This window comes from Kovacikia sp. CALU 1929 (genome assembly GCF_056784235.1).
In genome coordinates, this window is sequence record NZ_JBXBCF010000026.1 from 1 (window position 1) to 1258 (window position 1258).

The following is a 1258-nucleotide window of genomic DNA, read 5'->3' on the forward strand; positions in this document are numbered from 1 at the left end:
GATTAATTGTATTCAGGTGCCTAAATTATCAAAATGAACTTCATGATTTCCATCTCAGATGAAAAAATCTACCGGTTGGTATCAGGTAAATTACGTGTAAACAGCGCCTCAGAGTTATTTGATTTAAATGGCTGAGTCGAATCCCCAAATATTTTCTTAACCAGTTTCATGGTGCCAGAAGGCTCACGACAAAAGATTGACAACAATCCTACCCTTCTGCCAACCGATTGTCCCTAATTTGTCACACTGGGAAATTGGGACGGGACGGCCCAGTGAAGAGTTAAAAATTGAGCATTTTGAGCTTTGAGTTCGGGAGCGGGTAATGGGTAATAGGTAGTCATTGCTGCTTGGTATACCAGTTCAATATGAGTTTGCACTTAACAAGGGGCTTAAGCCCCTTGTCTACCAGGCTTTCTTCTGTGCAGCTTCAGAGAAAATGGTTTAAGTGTTTCAATCGCCTCTGGAAAGCCTGTTAGCCCGTCCACACAGGCAATGAAGATGTCTTTAACGCCACGATTTTGCAACTCTGTGAGCACCGAGAGCCAGAACTTGGACGATTCATTCTGAGTCATCCACAGTCCTAACAGTTCCTTTTGACCTGCCAGATTCACCCCCAAAGCCAGGTGGATGGCTTTATTGACGACTCGACCCTCATGGCGCACTTTGACGATAATCGCATCAAAATAAATGATCGGATAAACCGCATCCAGACTGCGATTCTGCCAAGCTCTGCGTTCAGCTTCTACGGCTTCAGTCACGTTGGAAATCAGCGTATGAGACACCTCTACCCCATACAATTCCTGCAATTGTGCCTCGATGTCCCGTGTCGTCATGCCACGGGCATACAGCGACAGAATCTTGTCATCAAAGCCGTTGAAGCGAGTCTGCCCTTTGGCAATCAGCAGCGGTTCAAACGCACCGTTGCGGTCACGGGGAATCCCAATCTCGGTTTCGCCAAATTCCCCTTTGATCGTCTTCTGGCTGTGCCCGTTACGCCGATTCTTGGGACGTTCTGGCTCTGGTTGTTCCTGCTCCTCTGCTAGATGCGTGGTCAACTCAGCGTTCAAGCATCGTTCGATCAAGGCTTTGGTCAATTGCTTGAAGATGCCGCCCTCTCCCATTAGGTCTTCGGGAGTACGATATTCTTTGAGCAACTCGTCAATGAGTTCCGGTCGAAAGGTCATAGTTTAGTGCCTTTGTTCATTAGTTCATTAGATCTTGTTTTTTGACCTTTGACACAAACTAATTTACAGTCTCA

The 1258-nt window shown here is 46.5% G+C and carries 1 pseudogene; it reads right to left on the minus strand.

Going from position 1 to position 1258, the window contains the following annotated elements:
• Positions 1–437 precede the first annotated feature (437 nt).
• Positions 438–1184: pseudogene (locus AC1S52_RS01815) on the minus strand (IS256 family transposase); the annotation flags it as partial.
• Between the last annotated feature and the right edge of the window lie 74 nt (positions 1185–1258).